The sequence below is a fragment of the Pseudomonas sp. P5_A2_2 genome (assembly GCF_054177685.1).
The window spans coordinates 1-4,899 of the sequence record NZ_JBGCUL010000314.1 but is presented as its reverse complement, the minus strand read 5'-3'; the positions used below and the strand labels follow the sequence as shown (position 1 = coordinate 4,899).

Annotated in this window: 2 protein-coding genes; one reads left to right on the top strand and one right to left on the bottom strand. The window is 65.1% G+C overall.

Features of this window, described 5'->3' with window-relative positions:
• Nucleotides 1–181, bottom strand: a 181-nt coding sequence (locus ACXRVY_RS17185; RefSeq protein WP_458237835.1) for a sugar nucleotide-binding protein, incomplete at its 3' end; no start/stop codon positions are given.
• 306 nt (nt 182–487) lie between these two features.
• Here ACXRVY_RS17185 and ACXRVY_RS17180 point away from each other — a divergent pair.
• Nucleotides 488–4,804, top strand: a complete 4,317-nt coding sequence (locus ACXRVY_RS17180) for an Lhr family helicase (RefSeq protein ID WP_223461692.1) — start codon at nt 488–490, stop codon at nt 4,802–4,804.
• Nucleotides 4,805–4,899 lie beyond the last annotated feature (95 nt).

The following is a 4,899-nucleotide window of genomic DNA, read 5'->3' as shown; positions in this document are numbered from 1 at the left end:
AGGCAAGGTTGATCAATGCATCGGGACGGGTGTCGTCGAGCAGTTGTGTCAGGCTCGCGGCATCCCAGCCGTCTTCGGGCGGGCGGGGTGCGAGGAAACCGATGTCTTCCTCCGCACCGAGGCGAATCAGCGCCTGCCCAAGGGCATTTCCGCCGCCCAGTAACATAAGGCGCATTCGCATAGAGTCAGCAGGCCCAGTCTGATTGAAACAATGGCGTTATCGACACCGCGCCCAGGCGATGTCGTTGGTAATTGCCGGAATCGTTGCATTTTGCGGGTTTAGAGCGCAACCGTCATCCGTAAAGTGTAGATGCCTGAGTTTTGCAGTGCTGCCACTGGCTTCATCGCGAGCAAGCTCGCTCCTACAGTGGTTTTGTGTACACCGCCCCCCTGTGGGAGCGAGCTTGCTCGCGATAGGGCCCTGAAAGGCGGTGAAGATCTTGAGTGGTACTTGCATCTTGCGCCCCCCACCCGCATAAATTGCTGCATGAACCTGCCCATCCCCGCAGACAGTGCCCTGAGCGGCTTTCACCCTGCCGTCAGCGCCTGGTTCAGCCACACGTTCGCAGCGGTCACCGCCGCCCAGGCCCGGGCGTGGCCGTCGATCCGCCAGCGCCGTTCGACCCTGGTCGCCGCGCCCACCGGCTCCGGCAAGACCCTCACCGCCTTTCTCGCCGTCATCGACGACCTGGTGCACCGCGGCCTGGAAAGCCCCGAAGGCTTGCCCGACGCCACCCTGGTGGTCTACGTCTCGCCCCTCAAGGCGCTGTCCAACGACATCCAGATCAACCTGCAAAACCCGCTGGCCGGCATTACCGAGCAATTGCGCGTGATGGGGCTGCCCGAACTGCAGATCAGCACCGCCGTGCGCACCGGCGATACTCCGCAAAAGGACCGTTCGGCGATGCGCAAGACGGCGCCGCATATTCTGGTGACCACACCGGAGTCCCTGTATGTGCTGCTTGGCTCTGATTCCGGCCGGCAGATGCTCGGCACCACACAAACGGTGATCGTCGACGAGATCCACGCCATGGCCGCCAGCAAACGCGGCAGCCACCTGGCACTGAGCCTTGAACGCCTGCAAGCACTCTGCCCGGAGCCGCTGCTGCGCATCGGTCTGTCAGCCACGCAAAAACCCATCGAAGCCGTCTCGCGCTTCCTGGTGGGTCGCGACCGCCCGTGCGAGATCATCGACATCGGCCACGCCCGCCCCCGCGACCTGGATATCGAAGTACCACCCGTGCCGCTATCGGCCGTGATGGCCAACGATGTCTGGGAACTGGTCTACGACCGCCTCGCCGCCCTCGCCCGGGAACACCGGACCACGCTGATTTTCGTCAACACCCGGCGCCTGGCCGAACGCCTGAGCCGGCACCTGAGCGAGCGCCTGGGCAAGGATGCCGTGGCGGCCCACCACGGCAGCCTGGCCAAGGAATTTCGCCTGGACGCCGAGCAGCGACTCAAGCGCGGCGACCTGCAGGTGCTGATCGCCACGGCGTCGCTGGAACTGGGGATCGATATCGGCGACGTCGACCTGGTGTGCCAGATCGCCTCGCCACGTTCGATTGCCGGGTTTCTGCAACGGGTCGGCCGTTCCGGGCACCAGGTCGGCGGCACGCCCAAGGGCCGTTTGTTCGCCACCACCCGCGACGACCTGATCGAATGCGCCGCGCTACTCGACTGCGTGCGCCGGGGCGAACTCGATACCTTGATGATCCCGCAGGCGCCGCTGGACGTGCTGGCGCAGCAGATCATCGCCGAGGTCAGTTGCCAGGAGTGGCCGGAGCAGGCGTTGCTGGAGATGCTGCGCCGTGCCTCGCCCTACGCTGCACTCGACGACAAACACTACCAGGCGCTGCTGCACATGCTCGCCGAGGGCTACAACGGGCGTCAGGGCATCCGCAGTGCCTACCTGCACCGCGACGCCGTGAGCCGCACCCTGCGCGGTCGCCGGGGCGCAAAACTGACGGCGGTGACCAGCGGCGGGACCATTCCGGACAACGCCGACTACAGCGTGCTGCTGGAGCCTCAAGGGCTGAACATCGGCACCATCAACGAAGACTTCGCGGTGGAAAGCATCGCCGGGGATGTCTTCCAGTTGGGCAATACGTCCTATCGGATCCTGCGGGTGGAAACCGGCAAAGTCCGGGTCGAGGACGCCCAGGGCCAGCCGCCGACCATTCCGTTCTGGCTCGGTGAAGCACCGGGGCGCAGCGCCGAACTGTCCGCGGCGGTGGCGCGCTTGCAGGCACAACTCGATGACCTGCTGGGGGTTGCGCCAGGCAACTTGCAGCCAGCGCTCGACTGGCTGACTGACACCTTGGGCCTGAACCTCGCCAGCGCCGGACAACTGGTGGACTACCTGGCCCGCGCGCGGCAAACGCTGGGTGCCCTGCCCTCGCAAGACACGCTGCTGATGGAGCGCTTTTTCGACGAGTCCGGCGGCACGCAACTGGTAATTCACACGCCGTTCGGCAGCCGCATCAACCGCGCCTGGGGTCTGGCCCTGCGCAAGCGTTTCTGTCGCACCTTCAACTTTGAATTGCAGGCCGCCGCCAGCGAAGACGCCATCGTGCTGTCGCTGTCCACCAGCCACAGTTTTGAACTGGACGATGTCTGGCGCTACCTGCACAGCAACAGCGCCGAGCATATCCTGATTCAAGCGGTGCTCGACGCGCCGCTGTTCGGTGTGCGCTGGCGCTGGAATGCCGGGGTGGCCCTGGCGCTACCGCGCTACAGCGGCGGGCGCAAAGTCCCGCCGCAGATCCAGCGGATGAAAAGCGAAGACTTGATCGCCAGCGTGTTTCCCGACCAGATCGCCTGCGTGGAAAACCTCGCCGGCGAACGGGAAATTCCCGACCATCCGCTGGTAGAGCAGACCCTCGACGATTGCCTGCACGAAGCCATGGACACTGAAGGCTGGCTGGCCCTGTTGCGGCGCATGGAACGCGGCGACATTCGCCTGATCAGCCGCGATTTGCCGGCGCCTTCGCCGCTGGCGGCGGAGATTCTCAGCGCCCGCCCCTATACCTTTCTCGACGATGCGCCACTGGAGGAACGCAGAACCCAGGCCGTGCTCAATCGCCGCTGGAGCGACCCGCAATCCACCGACGACCTCGGTGCCCTGGATGCCGAGGCGATTGCCGCCGTGCGCGACGAAGCCTGGCCGACGCCCTCCGGCGTCGATGAAATGCACGAAGCGTTGATGAGCCTGGCGGGCATCAGCGATGCCGAGGCCGGTGCCAATCCGCGGTGGCTCGATTGGCTCACGACCCTGGCCGACAGCGGACGCGCGAGCCGCTTGCAGATCAACGCTGGGCAATCGTTGTGGTTGGCGCTGGAGCGCCTGACCTGCCTGCGGGCGATTTATCCACAGGCCGAATTGACGCCACGGCTGCAAGCGCTGCCGGACTTCGACGAGGTCTGGGAACCCGACGACGCCATCCTCGAACTGATCCGCGCACGGCTCAGTGCCTTCGGGCCGCTGGCGCTCGATCGTATTGCCGAACCACTCGGCTTGCCCGCTGCACGGGTCAACCAGACCCTGGCGCAACTGGAACGCGAAGGCTACGTGCTGCGAGGTCGCTTCACCCCGGGCACCGCCGAAGAAGAATGGTGCGAGCGGCATTTGCTGGCGCGGATTCACCGCTATACGGTCAAGCGCCTGCGTCGGGAAATCGAACCGGTGGCGTTGCAGGATTTCATGCGATTCCTGTTCGACTGGCAGCATGTATCGGCCGCGAGCCAGGGTCAGGGCGCGGCGGTTTTGCCAGCCGTCGTCGCGCAATTCGAAGGCTACCCCGCCGCAGCCTCAGCCTGGGACAGCGACATCCTGCCCGGACGGATCAAGGACTACTCAGCGACCTGGCTGGATGAGTTGTGCCGCAGCGGCAGACTGGTGTGGACGCGCCTGACCGCGCACAACAAAAGCGCCAGCGCCGCGCTGCGCAGCACGCCGATTGTATTGCTGCCGCGTAACCGGGTCGGTCTCTGGAGCGGTTTGACCGAACAGACGCCGGTCAGCGAACTGTCGCCGAAAACGCAAAAGGTCCACGCCGCCCTCAGCCAGCACGGCGCGCTGTTTTTCGATGAGCTGATCCATGAGGCCCATCTGCTGCGTTCGGAGCTGGAAATCGCCCTGCAGGAACTGGTAGGCGCGGGGTTGGTGAATGCCGACAGCTTCGCCGGATTGCGCGCACTGATCACCCCGGTCAGCAAGCGCCAGCCGCGCAACAGTCGGCGCGGGCGCGGGGCATTTATCGGTGGTATGGACGACGCCGGGCGCTGGGCGCTGTTGCGACGCGCACCTGCCGCGCCCGTGGTGGAAAACCAGCGTCCCGCGCCGACACCGGCCGAAACCCTTGAACACATCGCCATGACCTTGTTGCGTCGCTATGGCGTGGTGTTCTGGCGCCTGTTGGAACGCGAGGCGGATTGGCTGCCGAGCTGGCGCGAACTGCTGCGCACTTTCCATCGCCTGGAGGCACGGGGCGAGATTCGTGGCGGGCGGTTTGTCAGCGGCCTGGCGGGCGAGCAATTCGCCCTTCCCGAGGCGATTCCATTGCTGCGCGAGGTCCGGCGTCGGCCCCATGACGGCAGTCTGGTCGCGGTGTGCGGGGTCGATCCGCTGAACCTTGCCGGCACGCTGTTGCCCGGCGCGAAAGTCCCGGCGCTGGCGAGCAATCGGCTGGTGTATCGCGATGGTTTGCCGGTGGCTGCCGAGATTGCCGGCAAGCAGCAGTTCTGGCTGGAGCTGAATGAACAGGCAATGGCTGAAGTGCGCAGTAAGCTTATCCGGCATTAATGTGGTCTGGACCGGCCCCATCGCGAGCAAGCTCGCTCCCACAGGGGATTTTCTGTGAATACAAATTTTTGGCACAACAGAGATCACTGTGGGAG

Bases quoted from the DNA above. Each gene is read 5' to 3' on its own strand.
- ACXRVY_RS17180 (WP_223461692.1), top strand. From the start codon at position 488: ATGAACCTGCCCATCCCCGCAGACAGTGCCCTGAGCGGCTTTCACCCT.